The sequence below is a fragment of the Pseudoalteromonas sp. SANK 73390 genome (assembly GCF_054966645.1).
Map to the genome: position 1 here is coordinate 46733 of NZ_ARPN01000041.1, position 18178 is coordinate 64910.

Annotated in this window: 16 protein-coding genes; 13 read left to right on the plus strand and 3 right to left on the minus strand. The window is 41.5% G+C overall.

The window, feature by feature from the left end; genetic code table 11:
• Positions 1 to 34 precede the first annotated feature (34 nt).
• Positions 35 to 805, plus strand: a complete 771-nt coding sequence (locus tag SANK73390_RS04350; protein WP_462763990.1) for a response regulator — start codon at positions 35 to 37, stop codon at positions 803 to 805.
• A 426-nt stretch (positions 806 to 1231) separates the two neighbouring features.
• On the plus strand, positions 1232 to 1969 hold the full coding sequence (locus SANK73390_RS04355; protein ID WP_462763993.1) for a pteridine reductase: 738 nt from the start codon (positions 1232 to 1234) through the stop codon (positions 1967 to 1969).
• 94 nt (positions 1970 to 2063) lie between these two features.
• Here the strand turns inward: SANK73390_RS04355 and dapD are convergent, their stop codons facing one another.
• The 3 genes from dapD to map are packed head-to-tail and all read right to left on the minus strand — an operon-like array spanning position 2064 to position 6358.
• A complete protein-coding gene (dapD, locus tag SANK73390_RS04360; RefSeq protein WP_462763996.1) occupies positions 2064 to 2891 on the minus strand; it encodes a 2,3,4,5-tetrahydropyridine-2,6-dicarboxylate N-succinyltransferase in 828 nt (275 codons plus the stop codon).
• Between the two features lie 11 nt (positions 2892 to 2902).
• Complete coding sequence (glnD, locus tag SANK73390_RS04365; protein WP_462763997.1) at positions 2903 to 5521, minus strand: [protein-PII] uridylyltransferase; 2619 nt, start codon at positions 5519 to 5521, stop codon at positions 2903 to 2905.
• Positions 5522 to 5530: 9 nt separating this feature from the next.
• Positions 5531 to 6358: a type I methionyl aminopeptidase gene (gene map / locus SANK73390_RS04370; protein WP_462764000.1), complete on the minus strand. Its 828-nt coding sequence runs from the start codon at positions 6356 to 6358 to the stop codon at positions 5531 to 5533.
• A gap of 227 nt (positions 6359 to 6585) precedes the next feature.
• Between map and rpsB the strand changes: the two genes are divergently transcribed.
• The 11 genes from rpsB to lpxD all read left to right on the plus strand — a co-directional run bounded on the left by rpsB (position 6586) and on the right by lpxD (position 18176).
• On the plus strand, positions 6586 to 7314 hold the full coding sequence (rpsB, locus tag SANK73390_RS04375) for a 30S ribosomal protein S2 (protein WP_261591860.1): 729 nt from the start codon (positions 6586 to 6588) through the stop codon (positions 7312 to 7314).
• Positions 7315 to 7418: 104 nt separating this feature from the next.
• Positions 7419 to 8270, plus strand: coding sequence for a translation elongation factor Ts (gene tsf, locus SANK73390_RS04380; RefSeq protein WP_462764003.1), 852 nt, complete (start codon positions 7419 to 7421; stop codon positions 8268 to 8270).
• A 148-nt stretch (positions 8271 to 8418) separates the two neighbouring features.
• A complete protein-coding gene (gene pyrH, locus SANK73390_RS04385) occupies positions 8419 to 9156 on the plus strand; it encodes a UMP kinase (RefSeq protein WP_261591861.1) in 738 nt (245 codons plus the stop codon).
• A 23-nt stretch (positions 9157 to 9179) separates the two neighbouring features.
• Positions 9180 to 9737 carry a ribosome recycling factor gene (frr, locus tag SANK73390_RS04390; protein WP_462764005.1) on the plus strand — a complete coding sequence of 186 codons (558 nt, stop codon included), beginning with the start codon at positions 9180 to 9182 and terminating at the stop codon, positions 9735 to 9737.
• A gap of 133 nt (positions 9738 to 9870) precedes the next feature.
• On the plus strand, positions 9871 to 10644 hold the full coding sequence (locus tag SANK73390_RS04395) for an isoprenyl transferase (RefSeq protein ID WP_462764008.1): 774 nt from the start codon (positions 9871 to 9873) through the stop codon (positions 10642 to 10644).
• Positions 10645 to 10656: 12 nt separating this feature from the next.
• Complete coding sequence (locus SANK73390_RS04400; RefSeq protein WP_462764011.1) at positions 10657 to 11523, plus strand: phosphatidate cytidylyltransferase; 867 nt, start codon at positions 10657 to 10659, stop codon at positions 11521 to 11523.
• Positions 11520 to 12719, plus strand: coding sequence for a 1-deoxy-D-xylulose-5-phosphate reductoisomerase (gene ispC / locus SANK73390_RS04405; RefSeq protein WP_462764014.1), 1200 nt, complete (start codon positions 11520 to 11522; stop codon positions 12717 to 12719). The genes SANK73390_RS04400 and ispC overlap by 4 nt, the downstream gene beginning before the upstream one ends.
• Positions 12712 to 14064, plus strand: coding sequence for a sigma E protease regulator RseP (rseP, locus tag SANK73390_RS04410; RefSeq protein ID WP_462764017.1), 1353 nt, complete (start codon positions 12712 to 12714; stop codon positions 14062 to 14064). The genes ispC and rseP overlap by 8 nt, the downstream gene beginning before the upstream one ends.
• A gap of 71 nt (positions 14065 to 14135) precedes the next feature.
• Positions 14136 to 16607: an outer membrane protein assembly factor BamA gene (gene bamA, locus SANK73390_RS04415; protein WP_462764058.1), complete on the plus strand. Its 2472-nt coding sequence runs from the start codon at positions 14136 to 14138 to the stop codon at positions 16605 to 16607.
• A gap of 10 nt (positions 16608 to 16617) precedes the next feature.
• Positions 16618 to 17136, plus strand: coding sequence for an OmpH/Skp family outer membrane protein (locus tag SANK73390_RS04420; RefSeq protein ID WP_261591812.1), 519 nt, complete (start codon positions 16618 to 16620; stop codon positions 17134 to 17136).
• Positions 17136 to 18176, plus strand: coding sequence for a UDP-3-O-(3-hydroxymyristoyl)glucosamine N-acyltransferase (gene lpxD / locus SANK73390_RS04425; protein WP_462764020.1), 1041 nt, complete (start codon positions 17136 to 17138; stop codon positions 18174 to 18176). Before SANK73390_RS04420 ends, lpxD begins: the two co-directional genes overlap by 1 nt.
• The last annotated feature ends 2 nt before the right edge of the window (positions 18177 to 18178 follow it).

Sequence of the window (18178 nt, forward strand, 5' to 3'; positions counted from 1 at the left end):
TTTCTTTTTGATAAATTTTATAACGAGGCATTAAATGCAAGATGTAAGCTTTTTAGTTGTTGACGACTGCCAGCTAGTTCGTAACTTAGTAAGAAATACCATAGAAAACCGATTAGGATCTGAGCGTGTGTATACCGCAGTCAATGGTAAAGAAGCGCTTGAGTTATTAAATGCACGAAAAATAGATGTGATTATTGCAGATTGGCAAATGCCAGAAATGGATGGAGATGAGTTACTGCGTAAGGTACGAAAGTCAGATAAGTTAAAAGCTATCCCTTTTATTATGATGAGTTCTTTAGGTGATAAAGAGCATGTCCTATCTGCTATTCAAAATGGGGTGTCGCAATATGTAATGAAGCCCTTCACCGCTGAGAAATTGGAAGATGCGATTCAAAAGTCTTGGAACTCGGCTAATCGCCGAGGCGCAACTAGATTGTCAAGTCTGCCTGAACACAAAGTAAGAGTTCAAACGAGCAATCGTAAGCTTGCAGGTACAGTTAAAAATATTAGTCATACAGGCATGCTTATTGAGTTGACTTATAGCCGAGAGCTTCACCTATTTAATAACTACTCCTTTGAGCTTGATGTATTTGATTTAAATGATGAAGGTAACGTATTAATTGAGCCTATTTACGGTATACCGGTACGACTGATGGCACTTGAGTCAAATACTGGAAATACGAAAGTTTGCCAAATGGGTATTCGCTTTAGCAGCGGTATGATTCATGAGACGGTAAAAAGTAAACTGAACTATTTGCTACAGTCTATAGGTGAAAGTGGCAGTGAACTAATTCAAGATAACTAGGGGCTTATATGGGTTCCCTGCCAATGTCAAAAAGAAAGAGTTAAAATAAGTTAGAGCTCGAACATAAGTATGTGTTTAATTTTTCAAAGAAGTTTTTATTATTGACAAGAGGGAGTCCACATAAGTTATTCTATGTAGCCGATAACGCTGAATAAATCGTCAACACGTGCTGCTCGCGGAGTTCAACTAAAGGCTTACACTACTTTGTCATTCGTAACTGACATAAACCATTATGCTACATTGCTCATTTCGCGTATTGAAAGCCTTTGATTTGAACAAAATTCATACCTCAAAGATAAACAGACCCTAGGGGTTGCTGCAAAAAACTCAGCAAAGATCAACATGCTTTAATATCGACGGGTTTGCCAGAGCGGATAACAACAGCGGCAACAATTAGAAATGGACTATTTAGGACAGTAAGCGCTGATGAGCAAATATCAAAAAGTAGTTGTTATTACTGGTGCAGCAAAGCGGGTAGGTGCTTATATGGCGCGTTACTTTCATAGCAAAGGGTGTAATGTGATTATTCACTACCAACGCTCAGAACATGAAGCTTATGTATTGCAAGATGAGTTAAACGAGTCACGCAGTAATAGTGCCAAAGCACTTTTAGGTCACTTTAATAGCTTGGAGGATTATACATCTTTTGCAGCAAAAGTGATGGCATGCTGGGGTAAGGTTGATGTGTTGATCAATAATGCATCTAGCTTTTTTCCGACACCGATAGGGTCTGCTACCCCAGATGATGCTGCAGGTTTACTGCACAGTAATTTAACGATGCCTGTTTTTCTTATTCAGGCAATGGCCCAGACTTTAAAGAGTAACCAAGGTTGCGTTATTAATATTTTGGATATTTATGCTCACTCGCCACTAAAAGATCATGCGTTGTATTGTGCTGCTAAGGCTGGGCTTACGAGCGTGACTAAATCGATAGCTAAAGATATGGCACCTCAAATTAGGTCCAATGGAATTGCGCCAGGCAATATTATGTGGCCCACTGACTGTCAGTTAAATGCGCAGCAAAAACAGCAACGTTTGTTGGCTATTCCACTACAAAGGCAAGGACACCCTAAGGATATAGCCAAAGCTGCATATTTTCTTGCTTTTGAGGCGGATTATATAACAGGGCAAATATTGAATGTAGATGGTGGTAAAGCGCTATAGTGAGACAAGGCTATATCTATTGGTAGGTTATTTTATAAAGCACAAGCAGGGGTAATATAAAGGGAGAGCGATTCTCCCTCTATAACATTAAAAGTTACTCGTCAATTGAGCGAAGTAGCGCATTGATGCCGACTTTTTCACGTGTTTGTTGATCAACTTTTTTAACAATAATAGCCGCGTATAAACTGTGTGAGCCATCTTTACTAGGCAATGAGCCCGGTACGACTACGGCACCTGCAGGTACACGTCCATAGTGGGTTTCGCCTGTTTCACGGTCATAAATACGGGTACTTTGTGAGATATACACACCCATTGAAATAACCGCACCTGTTTCAACAATCACGCCCTCAACGATTTCAGAGCGTGCTCCGATAAAACAATTGTCTTCGATAATGGTGGGGTTCGCTTGTAGTGGCTCCAAAACGCCGCCTATGCCAACACCACCGGATAAGTGTACATTCTTACCAATTTGCGCACACGACCCCACAGTGGCCCATGTATCAACCATGGTGCCTTCATCAACATAAGCACCAATATTAACGTAAGACGGCATTAACACCACATTTTTACCGACAAAGCTGCCTTGGCGAGCGACGGCATTGGGCACCACACGCATGCCACCTTGTTGGAACTGCTCTGGCGTATAATCACTGAACTTTAACGGTACTTTGTCAAAGTATTGGTTAACACCGTCGTGCATGGGTTGGTTATCGCGAATGCGAAACGACAATAAAACGGCTTTTTTTAACCATTGATGTACAACCCATTCGCCACTGATTTTTTCTGCGACGCGAGCTGCACCCGAATCTAGCAGAGCAAGGGCTTGTGTAATGGCACTTTTAACGGGTTCAGACACCTGAGATGGTGAAATACTATCGCGTTGTTCCCACGCTTGTTCAATAGTTAGCTTTAGATCTGACATAACGTCCTCTTTTATTCTGATTCTGCGTTTAACTTTTTCATTAAATCACGATGCAATTCTGCTTTGTGCTCTTCGCTTAAAGCTTGATAATTTTCATCTGATACCACAAAGAAATCTTCTGCACGTTCGCCCACCGTTGTAATTCGAGCTGCATGAATATGTAGTGAATTGGCTTGAAATACTTCGGCAATTTTGGTTAGTAATCCTTGTATATCAATCGCTTGAATTTCAATTAGATTCCTATCACTGCGCGCATGTGGGCGGACAATGATTTTTGGTTTGATATTAAAGTCTTTAAATCGTTGCGAACGATTCTTCTTAAGTCGTATTTTTTTCTTAGGGCCTTGGAGCACCGCGTCAATACCTCTGCGAATTGAGTTTGCGCGTGTACTTGCAACAGGGTTACCACTTACTTCTAAAATCACAAAACTAAAAACCACATAACCATCTTTTGTTGTCATCACTTGTGCGTGTTGGATTTGCGCTTTTTTTGAACCGATGACACTGACGAGTTTGGTGAACAAAGTTGCTTCATATGGGCTATATACAAAAACCTGTGTACCACCATGCATTGGCTTTTCACTCACCACTACACTAGCTTGGCTTAAGTCTTTTGCTTTAAGTAAGTGTTCACTATGCCAAGAAATTTGCTGCTCGCTAAAAGCCGTAAAGTAATTTGCTTTAAAACGTGACCAACTTAAATCTATAAATTCTTCTTCATAACCTTTGTTGATGAGCCTTTGTTTTGCTTGATGCTTTTTATCGCGAATTTGGTCGCGCATATCCATCGGGTTTTCAAGGCCTAAACGCAGCGCCCGTTGCGCGTGTAAATATAATTCTCGTAAGAGTGTGTTTTTCCAATCATTCCAAAGGTTATCATTGGTGGCGCGAATATCTGCAACGGTTAAGCAGTACAGGTAATCAAGTTGACGCTCATTTTTTATTTGAGTCGCAAATTCATTGATAACATCTGGGTCGTTAATGTCTTTGCGCTGTGCGGTTACTGACATGAGCAGGTGGTTTTTAACCAGCCAAGCAACCAGTCGAGCATCCGAATTGGTAAAACCATGCATTTTACAAAAAGCGAGTGCATCTACAGCTCCTAGCTCTGAGTGATCGCCGCCTCGACCTTTAGCTATATCATGAAATATTGCCGCTAAGTATAGTAATTCCGGCTTATCCATGCGGGTAACGATTTCACTGCAGATCGGGAATTTACTGGGTTGTGTTTTATCAAAGTACTGATAAATATTGTTAATTAACTTGTGAGTATGTTCATCTACTGTATAGGCATGAAATAAATCAAACTGCATTTGCCCAAAGATGTTACGCCACTGGGGTAAGTAAGCCGCGATTAATCCATGCTTGTGCATCAATGTAAACGCACGGCCCATACCATTTGGGTGTTTTAAAAGGCGTAAAAAAGCATCTCTGCACCCTGCGTAATCTTGTAAGTCACCTAATAACCGTCGACGCACTTGGCGCATGGTACGAATGGTACTGGGGTCAATATTAACAATTTCAGGTTTTTCGGCAATGTGCTCAAACAGCACAAATAATTGGTCACGCCTAAAAAAGACCGATGGGTCTTTCACTCGAATCTTATTACCTACCCGCTCAAAGTTTCTATCAAGTGGGATGGGCATTTGTTCTTTGTATTCAGGAAGAATGCTTTGCTCGAAGTAAGACAGCAGCATTTGGTTCATTTCACGAACTCGGCTCATGATCCTAAATAGTCGTTTCATCATACGCTCTACTGACGCTTTACCCTCTGCTCCAAAACCGAGTAACTCGGCTGCGTTGGGTTGATGGTCGAATAGCAATCTGTTTTCATTGCGCCCGGCAGCTAAATGCAACGCAAAACGAATATTCCACAAGTTTTCTATGCACTCTAACAGTTCTTGATATTCTTCATGAGTGAGGTAACCGTGACTGATTATTTCTTCAAGCGTTTCGGCATGGAAATGCTTTTTTGCGACCCAGAAAATCGTTTGCAAGTCGCGCAAGCCACCAGGGTTTTCTTTGATATTTGGTTCTAAGTTATAGGCCGTACCATGACATTTTTTATGGCGTACTTTTTGCTCATTAACTTTCGCAATAAAAAAGTCATCGGAGCGCCAAATTGGTGTTTCAACGATATGGCTTTTCAAGCGTTCAAATTCAACATGATTACCGCAGATCAAGCGGCTTTCTAGTAGGCTGGTGGTAAAGTGAACGTCTTGTTGCTTTTGTTCTAACACCTGCTCGTGGGTGCGAACACTGTGACCAATCTCAAGGTTAAGATCCCACAGCAAAGTGACAAAAGTCTCTAAATTTACTTGTAGTTGTTCATCAGGAGGGGACTGCACAAGTAATAAAAAGTCAATATCAGAATAGGGGTGTAGCTCACCACGGCCATATCCACCAATGGCTATTAAAGCTATTTCTGGATTATGTGCAAGGCCAGTTTCGTTAAATAGTTTGATCAATAAGCGGTCAATGAATTCTGCACGTGCATTGATTAGATTTCGTACTGGCTGTTTAGAGAATTCATTGTTTAGCCATTTATAAAAATAGACAGAACAATCTTTTAATTCGCAGAGCTGCTCGGCATCATCGAGCAGCTTTTTTACTTTATTAGGCAGTGCCACCAAAGGCTCCTAGTGTTCAATCACGCGTTCAATGGTTTCATCACTGCGCAAAGTGAGGATTTCTACGCCATTGTCAGTGACCAATAATGTATGCTCCCATTGGGCAGATAGACTACGGTCTTTAGTCACAACAGTCCAGTCGTCTTTTAACAGCTTACACTGGCGTTTGCCTGCATTAACCATAGGTTCGATGGTTAAGCACATCCCTGCCTGTAACGCTTCACCAGTACCTGACTTGCCGTAGTGCATCACTTGTGGCTCTTCATGAAATTCTTTACCGATACCATGACCACAGTATTCGCGTACAATTGAGTACTTAAAGCCTTCAGCATATTTTTGAATGGCAGCACCAATATCACCCAAGCGCACTCCAGGTTTAACCATTTTAATGGCAAGGTAAAGACTTTCTTGTGTGATTTCACTCAGACGCTTACCTTGAATAGATGGCTCACCCACATAAAACATTTTTGATGTGTCGCCGTGATAACCATCTTTAATGACAGTTACATCGATATTGATTATGTCACCCGCTTTTAACGGTTTATCGTTTGGAATACCATGGCAAATTACGTGGTTAACTGAGGTACAAATAGACTTTGGAAAGCCATGATAATTGAGCGGGGCAGGCACCGCTTTTTGTTCATTTACAATATAATCATGACAAATAGTATTTAGCTCATCTGTGGTGACCCCAGGCTTTACATAAGGCCCAATCATTTCTAATACTTCTGCGGCTAAACGCCCGGCAATACGCATCTTTTCGGTTTCTTCAGGGGTTTTTATCACTGCACTCATTGAGACTCCAAGTCGGTTTTTTAAGTTAGCAACAGCGCACAAATTTTGTGCTTTTCGTTGAGTTATGCTCTTTTATATGGTATAAAGCGCGCCGTCTTTTTACAAATATATCTTACGAGGTTGTTTGTAGTTAAGGCAAACACATTATTCATACTAACACACACACATATCGACACATACACTTGGGTGCATGTCTTGGTAATTTACTAAGCATGTTGGTGCTATGGGATATGTGGAGGCTTAACCCTAAACAATTAGAGGAAATTAAAATGGCAAACGTTTCAATGCGCGATATGCTTCAGGCAGGTGTTCACTTCGGTCACCAAGCTCGTTACTGGAATCCTAAGATGAAGCCTTTCATCTTCGGTGCTCGTAATCGTGTACATATCATCAACCTAGAAAAAACAGTTCCAATGTTTAACGATGCACTTCGTTTTTTACAAAACACAGCATCTAACAAAGGTAAAATTCTTTTTGTAGGTACTAAGCGCGCTGCAAGCGAAGCAGTTAAAGAAGCAGCTCTTCAAAGTGATCAGTACTTCGTAAATCACCGTTGGTTAGGTGGTATGTTGACTAACTGGAAAACAGTTCGTCAATCAATCAAGCGTCTTAAAGACCTTGAATCTCAAAGCCAAGACGGTACTTTCGAGAAACTGACTAAAAAAGAAGCGTTAATGCTAACTCGTGAAATGGAAAAGCTTGAAAAGAGCCTTGGCGGTATCAAAGATATGGGCGGTCTTCCTGACGCTATCTTCGTTATCGATGCTGACCACGAGCACATCGCAATTCGCGAAGCTAACAACCTAGGTATTCCAGTAGTATCTGTAGTTGATACTAACTCGAACCCAGATGGTGTTGATTTCATCATCCCTGGTAACGACGACGCTATCCGCGCTATCCAGCTTTATACTGGCGCTGTAGCAACTGCTATCACTGAAGGTCGTGAAAGCAACATCGTTGTTCAAGCTGAAAGCGATGATTTCGTAGAAGCTGAGTAATTAGCTGTCATCAAGTCTTCATCTAAATAAGGTGAAGACTTGATATTCTTGAAGAGCGGTTATTCCGCTTCCCTAAAACAGATTTCATATTTGAGGATATTCTAATGGCTGTAACTGCTGCCCTAGTAAAAGAATTACGCGAGCGTACTGGCGCTGGCATGATGGATTGTAAAAAAGCGCTAACTGAAACTGATGGTGACATTGAGCTGGCGATTGAAAACATGCGTAAGAGCGGTGCTGCAAAGGCTGCTAAAAAAGCAGGTAACATTGCTGCTGAAGGTACAATCCTTATCAAAGAAGGCGAAGGTTTCGCTGCATTATTAGAAGTTAACTGTCAGACTGACTTTGTTGCTAAAGACGAAAACTTCCTAGCGTTCGCTAACTCTGTACTAGAAGTTGCTGCTGCATCTAAAACAACAATTGCTGAATTACAAGCACAGTTTGAAGAAGCGCGTGTTGCACTAGTTGCTAAAATTGGTGAAAACATCAACGTTCGTCGCGTTGAGTACATCGACGGTGCAAACTTAGCTAATTACCGTCACGGTGAGCGTATTGGTGTTGTTGTTGCCGGTGAAGCTGACGAAGAAACACTTAAGCACGTTGCGATGCACGTAGCTGCGTCTAAGCCTGAGTTCGTAAACCCTGAAGATGTGCCAGCTGACGTAGTTGAAAAAGAAAAAGCGGTACAAATCGACATCGCTATGAATGAAGGTAAACCTGCTGAAATCGCTGAAAAAATGGTTATCGGCCGTATGAAGAAGTTTACTGGTGAGATCTCTCTTACTGGTCAAGCTTTCATCATGGAACCTAAAAAATCTGTTGGCGAAATTCTTAAAGACAAAGGCGCAACAGTATCTAACTTCATTCGTTTAGAAGTTGGTGAAGGTATCGAGAAGAAAGAAGAAGACTTCGCTGCAGAAGTTGCTGCACAAATCGCTGCTGCAAAAGGCGAATAAGTTTGTTCAGTCGCAAAAGTAAATACCGAAGGTTAATCGTCAATTTGCTTTTGCTTCGATGCTGAAAATTCTTTAAAATAGCCGCGCATTTATGAATATCATAAGCGCGGTTATTTTTTATCTCACTTTCACAAATGGCCCGGAAAATATGACTATCAATCGAAAACCTGTTTTTAGACGCGTTCTTCTTAAATTAAGCGGTGAAGCTTTAATGGGAGATGAAGGCTTTGGTATCGATCCAAAAGTGTTGGATCGTATGGCGCAAGAAATCAAAGAACTTGTAGAGCTCGACGTAGAAGTGGGTTTAGTTATCGGTGGTGGTAACTTTTTACGTGGTGGTTCGCTTGCCGAAGCGGGTATGAACCGCGTTGTTGGTGACCATATGGGTATGCTAGCAACCGTTATGAACGGACTTGCAATGCGTGATGCATTACATCGTGCTTTTGTTAATTGTCGTTTAATGTCGGCAATTCCGTTAAATGGTGTCTGTGATGCGTACAACTGGGCAGAAGCAATTAGCTTGTTAAAATCAGGCCGTGTAGTGATATTCTCTGCAGGTACTGGTAACCCATTTTTTACAACCGACTCTGCAGCATGTTTACGTGGTATTGAAATTGAGGCCGATACAGTGATTAAAGCAACCAAGGTTGATGGTGTATTTAATGACGACCCGGTTAAAAACCCAGAAGCCACGCTTTATCGTCATTTGACGTATAATGAAGTGATTGATCAAGAATTAAAGGTGATGGATTTAGCGGCATTTACGCTTGCCCGTGACCATGATATGCCGGTGAGCGTATTTAATATGAACAAACCAGGCGCGTTGAAACGCGTTATTATGGGCGAAGAAGAGGGCACGTTAATCTCTTCTGCAGCCTCGGAATAATTAGTTAAGACTAGGATTGAATTGTGATTAACGATATTAAAAAAGATGCGCAGGAGCGCATGCAAAAAAGTGTAGCAGCACTTGGTAGCCAATTATCTAAAATCCGTACTGGCCGTGCTCACCCAGCTCTTTTAGATGGGATCACTGTTTCTTATTATGGCGCAGATACTCCCCTTAATCAGGTCGCGAATGTATCAACAGAAGACTCACGTACCTTGACGATTAGTGTATTTGATAAGGCTTTGGCCCAAGCCGTAGAAAAGGCGATTATGTCATCAGATTTGGGTTTAAACCCAATGTCTGCAGGCACAATTATTCGTGTCCCATTGCCGCCACTTACTGAAGAGCGCCGTAAAGACCTTATCAAAATAGTACGCGGTGAAGTTGAAGGTGGTCGTGTTGCTATTCGTAATATTCGCCGCGATGCAAATGGTGATATCAAATCTTTACTAAAAGAAAAAGACATTTCTGAAGATGAAGCACGTCAAGCAGAAGACGAAATTCAAAAGCTAACAGATAAGTTTATTAAAGAAATGGATACGCAACTGAGTGCAAAAGAAGCAGAGTTGATGGAAATCTAACAAAGGGTTTGTTTATCTTTGTAGATTGAAGTTTGTTCAACCCACAAAGGGCAACAGAACCTGGTAAATTTATTAGTTTTGCAACGCCGTCTAGGGTATACTAGGCGGCGTTTTTTTTATCTAAATCGGGATTATGGTTTTAAACGCTGAAACGATTTCACAGCAGTCTTTGCCAAGGCATATTGCCATCATAATGGATGGAAATGGCCGCTGGGCTCAGTCGCGCAATAGGCCTCGTACTTATGGGCATAAAAAGGGTGTAGACTCAGTTCGTAATGCTGTTCAGTTCTGCTCAAAGCTCGGGGTTGAGTCTTTGACGCTTTTTGCATTTAGTAGTGAAAACTGGCGACGTCCTGAAGATGAAGTCAGCACACTGATGGAACTATTTTTATTGGTTCTTACAAAAGAAGTGAAAAAGCTACATAAAAACAACGTAAAGTTAGCGGTTATAGGGGACTTAGAGCGCTTTCCCAGTTCGCTACAAGAGCGTGTGGACGCCGCACATCAGTTGACGAGTGAAAATACTGGACTAAAACTTAATGTGGCTGCGAACTATGGGGGTCGCTGGGATATAACTCAAGCGGCACAAAAGTTGGCAAAACAAGTAACTGATGGAACTTTAGTACCCGAGCAAATCACGGAAGAGGAACTGTCAAAAAATCTTACTATGGCAAACCAAAGCGAACTTGATTTACTTATACGTACCGGTGGCGATTACCGAATAAGTAACTTTTTGCTTTGGCAAGCAGCTTATGCTGAGCTTTATTTTACAGATACTTTATGGCCTGACTTCAATGACGAAGCGTTTGCAGAGGCAATTGCATGTTATGTATCTAGAGAAAGGCGCTTTGGCTGCACTGGCGATCAAATAAAACAACTACTCGCCGCGCCAAAAATAACAAGTTAAAGGTAAATTAATTTGCTAAAACAAAGAATTTTAACCTCAGCGGTGCTTGCACCACTGGCAATGCTGTTGGTGTTCTATACACCTTTAGCACTATTTAGTTTTATTGCAGCTGCTATTGTATTGCTTGGCGCATGGGAGTGGTCAGCGTTTATGGGCCTATCTTGCGCCAAAAAACGCGGTGGTTTTGTCGCCTTAATGTCCGCAGTTTTGCTATTGTTGCATTGGCACTGGCCCATAACGTCACTTTGGCAAGCTGGTAAGTTGCAAGCAGATGCCAATTATGTATTCACGCTTGCCTTTGCGTGGTGGCTAGTTGCGACCTTTTTGGTTTTTAAATACCCCAGCAAGGCAAAAGCTTGGAACGAAGGCATGATTATGCGAGCCGTTGCTGGTTTACTGACACTAGTTCCCTTATGGCTTGCATTGAATGTCTTACGCAGTGCTGAGTATCAACAAGCTGAGCAATATGGCTCGACACTGATAATGGTAGTGCTAGGTATAGTATGGAGTGCTGATATTGGCGCTTATTTTGCAGGTAAGAATTTTGGCAAGCATAAATTGATGCCAAATGTGAGTCCCAATAAAACCATTGAAGGCTTAGTCGGTGGTGTTATAACCGCAGTGTTGTTTGTCGTGATATTTTGCTACTTTGCTCAGGTTGAACAAAAATTATGGCCTGTCTATGGTGCGATAACCATAGTTATCGCGCTATTCTCTGCAATTGGAGACCTACTTGAGAGCATGTTTAAACGCGAAGTGGGCCTAAAAGATTCAGGGGCTTGCTTACCAGGGCATGGTGGTATTTTAGACCGGATTGATAGCTTAACGGCTGCAGCGCCAATTTTTGCATTATGTTACGCATGGACGGTGACCCTATGAACCCAACAGAGCAGGTCGTTGTTCTCGGCGCAACTGGCTCCATAGGTTTGTCTACGCTAGATGTGATTGCACGTAATGCAGCGCGTTATCAAGTGTATGCATTGGCCGCAGGCCAAAATGTTGAGCAAATGACGAAGTTGTGTTTAACACATAGCCCCCAATTTGCCATCATGGACTGTGAGCAAGCGGCTAGAGCCCTTAAAGAGCATCTAAAACACACAAGCACCGAAGTACTTTGTGGTGCTCAAGAAATGGCGCATATTGTTGCTCATCACGATGTTGATATTGTGATGTCTGCGATTGTTGGTGCAGCAGGACTTCTTCCCACGCTCTCGGCAGTGGAAGCAGGTAAGAAGGTGTTACTGGCCAATAAAGAGTCTTTGGTGATGTCAGGGCAGTTATTTATGGATAAAGTAGTGCGCCATGGTGCAACTTTATTGCCTATTGATAGTGAACATAACGCTATTTATCAATGTTTACCCCACGCTTTGCAGCAAGATACAAATAAAGGGTTAAATCAATTTGGGGTCAGTAAAATCCTATTGACGGGTTCTGGTGGTCCGTTTCTAACACGTGACATAAATAGCCTAAAAGAGGTGACGGTTGAGCAAGCAGTTGCACATCCAAACTGGTCTATGGGGCAGAAGATTTCAGTAGACTCTGCAACCATGATGAATAAAGGGCTTGAGTTCATAGAAGCCAAATGGTTGTTTGCGTGCCAAGCGGAGGATATTGATGTGGTGATCCATCCACAAAGTATGATCCACTCAATGGTTCAATACAACGATGGCTCTATTATCGCGCAAATGGGCCAACCTGATATGCGCACGCCAATTGCTTATGGCTTAGCCTACCCTGAGCGTATAAATGCGGGTGTTGAGCCTTTAGATTTTGCATCGATTGCAGATTTTACGTTTACTAAACCTGATTTTGCGCGCTATCCAAACTTAAAATTGGCTATCGATGCGTGTAAATCAGGGCAAGCGGCTACAACCGTAGTTAATGCTGCTAATGAAATAGCCGTGGCAGCCTTTTTGAACAAAAAAATTGGCTTTTGCGATATCTATCGTGTTAATGCACAAGTACTTGATAAATCAATATTAGGTTCTTTAGGTACTATTGATGAAATTATGGCGCTTGATGCTCAAACAAGGCAGCTCGCTCGTGAAGCTGTGGAGCACATAAGTAATGTTTGATTTTTTTTGGAATCTTGCCTCATTTATTGTTGCTTTAAGTATTTTGGTCACAGTACATGAGTATGGTCATTTTTGGGTAGCGCGTAGGGCTAAAGTAGAGGTACTTCGCTTTTCTATCGGGTTTGGTAAGCCACTTTGCCGCTGGTATGATAAGCAAGGCACGGAGTATGTGATTGCAATGATCCCGCTCGGGGGGTATGTCAAAATGCTCGACGAACGTGTTGATGATGTGCCCATTGAAAAACGGCATCTTGCATTTAATAATAAGCCGGTATTATCACGTATAGCCGTTGTGGCTGCTGGGCCACTTGCAAACTTTCTATTTGCGATTTTAATGCTTGCTGTGATGTATATGATAGGAGTGCAAAGTGCGAAACCTGTTGTTGGTGAAGTGCAGGTAAACTCTCGGGCTGCAATGGCTAACGTGCAAAGTGGCGATCATATTTTAATGATGTCTGATAAAGAGGTGGAGACTTGGCAGGATGTTACCTTTAGCCTTATGAGCCACTTGGGTGAAGAGTACATTGAAGTCAAAGTTCAAGATGCACAGCAACAAATAGCGATCAGAAAAATTAATGTCAATGGCTGGAAGCTTGATAAACAAGACGAAGCTCCTCTTCATGCGGTTGGTATTACCCCATTTAGACCCGCATTGACGTTAACCTTGGGGCATATTGCTGATAACTCGGCAGCGCAACAAGCGGGGTTAAAAGTCAATGATACTTTGCTAGCTGTTAATAATCAGCCGCTATCGGATTGGCAGCAATTTGTGCAGATAATTCAGTCTTCTGCCAATCAAAACCTCACTTTAAGTATTGAAAGAAATACAATTAAACAAGATTTAGAAATAACGCCGCATGGACGCAGGGCTGATGATGGTACATTGCAAGGGTTCTTAGGGGTCGTTCCTTTACTCGAAAAATGGCCTGATGGTTATATCGAAACTAGACATTATGGCCCTTGGGATAGTATGGTGCTGGGCGCTGAGAAAACTTTTGATTTAATCCGTTTAAGTTTTGACATGATTGGCAATTTACTTACCGGACAAGTATCAGTAAAGAACTTGAGTGGTCCGGTCGGTATTGCGGTCGGTGCTGGAAACAGTGTTAGTTATGGTATTGTTGCGTTTTTGAGCTTTTTGGCATTAATTAGTGTGAACCTTGGTATTTTTAATTTATTGCCTCTGCCTGTCTTAGATGGTGGGCATTTAATGTATTACATAATTGAACTAATTCGCAAAAAACCAGTCTCTGAAAAGACACAAGAGTTGGGGTTTAAGGTAGGTGCGATGGTACTTATCGCTTTAACTTGTTTTGCATTACTTAACGATGTATCGAGATTGTAACTCGAATGGCGAAAATGACGCCCATCAAAGCGCATAAGGCGCTAACTGTTGTAAAGGATAAAGATAATAAAATGCCTATAAAAAAACATCTTGCAGTAACGAGTTTACTTGGCGCTAGTTTTGCCGCTTTAGGGCAAACCTCCTTTATCGTTGAAGATTTGAAAGTAGAAGGGTTACAGCGGGTTGCTTTGGGTGCTGCACTGACGCATATTCCAATTAACGTTGGTGACTCAGTTGATCAGTACACAATCTCTCAAACTATTAAATCGCTATATAAATCGGGTCACTTCAATAATATTGTGGCGTATCGTGATGGCGAACAAATCATCTTCAAAGTACAAGAAAGGCCAACGATTGCAGGCATTGATTTTGATGGCAACAAAGACATCAAAGATGAGCAATTAAATGAAAGTTTAGAGCAGCAAGATATTCGTGTTGGTGAACCGTTAGATAAAACGGTTGTAGATAACATTGAAAAAGGGCTGATCGAGTTCTTTCATAGTATTGGTAAATATAACGCTAAGATTGATGTCAGCATTGTTGATTTACCGCGTAATCGGGTGCGCTTATTACTTAATTTTGACGAAGGTGATGCGGCCTCAATTCGACAAATTAACCTAGTTGGTAATGAGTTGTTTTCTGATGAAGAACTGCTAAAGCTTGCTGAGTCTCAACAAGACTTACCTTGGTGGAAGTTTATGTCAAACGACCGCTATCAAAAGCAAACCATTGAAGGCGATTTGGAGAAAATTCGTAGCTATTATTTAGACCGAGGCTACTTGCGTTTTAACATTGATTCTACGCAAGTATCGGTCAGCCCTGAGCGTGAGTCGGTTTATGTGACGGCAAATATTACGGAAGGTGAAACGTATACGGTTAAGGGCTATGACTTTATTGGTGATTTACTCGGCCGTGAAGAGTTAATGAAAAGTGTTATACCGCTAAAGGCTGGCGAGTTGTATAACGGTTCTATTGTTACTTCATCAGAAGAATTTATTAAAAGTTATTTAGCGCGCTTTGGCTATGCCAATGCTGAAGTGCGTACTATTCCAGAAATAGATGATGAAAATAAAGAAGTGCAACTTACTCTATCTGTAAACCCAGGCAAGCGTGTTTATGTACGTCGCATTCTGGTTAACGGTAATCAGGTTACCTCAGACGAAGTTGTGCGTCGTGAAATGACGCAATTAGAAGGTGCTTGGCTTTCAAATCAAAGCTTAGAGCGCTCGAAGCTGCAAATACAACGCCTTCCTTACATGGAGAAAGTAGACTTTGAAGTGAACCCTATCGCAGGCGTTGATGACCTTGTGGATGTAGATTTTACTGTTAAAGAGCAACCTGCAGGTAGCTTTCAAGCTGGTGTGGCGTATGGTTCATATGGTGGGTTACAGTTTAATGTTGGCGTCAGTGAATCAAACTTTTTGGGAACAGGTAATCAGCTTGCGTTTAATATCAGTACTTCGCGAAGCTCTGATAGCTATAGCATCTCCTATACAGACCCCTACTTCACTCCTGATGGGGTATCGCAAGGTAGTAGTATTTTCTACAACAACTTTGATGGAAGCAAAGTTGGTTTAATTGGATACGATTCTCGCCAATACGGGCTTGGAACTAGTTTTGGCTTCCCGATTAACGCGATTAACCGCATTAACTTTGGCGCACGTTGGATTGATGAAAAGCTAGATTATATTGCTGACTATGAACAAACACGTATTTTAAAATTGGCATTTTTAAATCCAGAAGACCCAGATGGTGCATATAACTTTACTAAGTACGAACTGAGTGCTGGTTGGTCACGTGTGACAGTTAACCGTGGTATGTTTCCAACGGCAGGCTCTCGTCAAAGTTTAACGTTTAGGGCAACGACACCAAATTCTGATCTTAACTACTTCAAAGTAGATTATGACTCACGTTATTACTGGCCAATTAGTAATGATCACCGATGGGTGTTCTCTACGAGAGCAGGGCTTGCATATGGTAATGGTTACGGTAAAACCAATGGTTTTGAGCAAACATTGCCATTCCAAGAGTTTTTCAGAATTTCGGAAAATGAGCTACGTGGTTTTGAGCGTAACACCATTTTACCTCGCGCGATTCAACGTGGTATGACTGAAATCCCTGGCTCAACGTTACCAGATGGTACAAGTACAGCAAACATTGGTGGTAACACTGAGTTTGACCTAATTTCAGAAGGTGGTCGAATCGGCGGTAACGCAAAAGCAACTTTAGGTGCCGAATTAATTGTTCCAACACCATTTTTAGATGAAGAAAACACCAGTTCGGTACGAACTAGTTTATTTGTTGACGCGGCGAACGTTTGGGATACTGAGTTTGATATCAATCGATATTCAAGTTTACATGAAGACCAGTTTAAAAAGCTTACGGACTACTCTGATCCAAACCGTATCAGAGTATCTACAGGCTTATCAATACAGTGGATCTCACCAATGGGACCAATGCTGATCAACTTTGCATATCCGCTTAAGAAAGAAGATGATGACGAAACGAAGACGATCAGTTTTAATATTAGTAATACATTCTAAGGAGTTAATTGTGAAAAAACTTATAAAAACAACGGCAATGGGTTTGATGGCTGCACTTATGATGGGTACATCTGTAAGTGCGTTGGCTCACAAAGTAGGCATTGTAGATATGCAAAGTATCTACAAGCAACTACCACAAATGGCTAAAATTGAACAGCAATTGCAAAGTGAATTTTCTGAACCTCGTCAAGCGCTTGAAAAGCTTCAAGGTGACATGCGCTTTGAAATGGAAAAGTTTCAACGTGAAAGTGCAACGATGAGTGATGCAGATAAAGAAGTTTTACGTACAAAAATTCAAGGTATGCAAAAAGAACTGGCTGAAAAAGGTCGCCCGTTAGAGCAAGCGATTAAACAACGTCAAAACGAAGAGTTAGCAAAAGTACAAAAATTAATTATCGATGCAATCGAAGATGTTGCTAAAAGCGGTAAGTTTGATGAGGTAAAAGTAAAAGATACGACAATTTATTTTAACCCTGATAAAGTAGCGGACCTTTCTGACAAAGTTGTTGAAGCGGTAAGCAAAAAGTAATGACCAAACACTATAGTTTAGCTCAACTAGCAGCATCAATTGATGCATTGCTAGTTGGCGACGGTGAGTGTCAAATAGAAAAAATTTCGACACTTACTCAAGCGACAGATAAAGATATTAGCTTTTTAGCAAACAGTAAATATCGAACACAATTGGCAACCACTAACGCCGGTGCTGTTATTTTATCTGACTCTGACGCTGAACATTTCAATGGCAATAAACTGGTTGTAAAAGACCCTTATATCGCGTATGCCAAGTTAGCACAATTGATGGATACTACACCAAGGGCTGCCACTGGCATACACCCTAATGCGGTGGTCCACCCAACAGTTAAACTTGGTAACAATGTTGCGATAGCGGCAAATGCGGTGATCGAGGCAAATGCGGTGCTGGGCGACAATGTTCAAATTGGTGCAGGCTGTTTTGTCGGCGATAGTACAAAGATTGGTGACAATACCAAACTTTGGGCAAATGTTAGCGTTTATCATGAAGTAGAAATTGGTCACAATTGCTTATTTCAATCCGGTGCTGTGATTGGCAGTGATGGCTTTGGTTATGCCAATCAATCAGGCAACTGGATTAAGATCCCTCAAGTTGGACGGGTTATTATCGGTGATAGTGTTGAAGTCGGTGCTAACACGGTTATTGATCGCGGCGCACTGGATGATACGATTATTCATAATAATGTGATTTTAGATAATCTAATACAAATTGCGCATAACGTTGAAATTGGTGAAGGGACTGCAATTGCAGGCGCTTCGGTAGTAGCCGGTAGTACTAAAATTGGTAAAAATTGCCAAATTGCGGGGCTCGTGGGTATTAATGGCCATATGGAAATCTGTGATGGTGTTATGATCACAGGTATGACGATGATCACAAAATCAATTACTTCTGCGGGTGTTTATTCTTCGGGTGTACCTCATAGCACGAACAAAGAATGGCGACGTAATATGGCACATTTACGTAATCTGACTGATTTTAAACAGCGATTAAAAGCGTTAGAATCTTTAACACAAAAGCTAAAACCAATAGATGAATAAAA